The organism is Winogradskyella ouciana (assembly GCF_009709615.1).
In the GTDB taxonomy this organism is placed as follows: Bacteria; Bacteroidota; Bacteroidia; order Flavobacteriales; family Flavobacteriaceae; genus Winogradskyella; species Winogradskyella ouciana.
In genome coordinates this window covers 1-269 of the sequence record NZ_WJYA01000122.1, presented here as the reverse complement: position 1 = coordinate 269, position 269 = coordinate 1, and the positions used below count along the sequence as shown (strand labels likewise).

1 protein-coding gene is annotated in these 269 nt (G+C 35.7%); it reads left to right on the top strand.

The window, feature by feature from the left end:
* Nucleotides 1-269 (top strand): malate:quinone oxidoreductase (locus tag F1003_RS18755; RefSeq protein ID WP_202913919.1); only part of this gene is annotated, 269 nt, incomplete at both ends.

Genomic DNA, 269 nt, shown 5'->3' with positions numbered 1-269 from the left:
ATTTGGGTGGATTCCCTATCAGTGGTCAATTCTTAGCTTGTACAAACCCACAAGTTATTGAACAACACGATGCCAAAGTTTATGGTAAAGAGCCACCTGGTACACCACCAATGACTGTACCTCATTTAGATACGCGTTACATTGATGGTCAAAGAACATTATTATTTGGACCATTTGCTAATGTTGGACCTAAATTCTTGAAAAATGGTTCTAACTTAGATTTATTCAAGTCTGTTAAAACATACAACATTACAACTTTATTAGCAGCA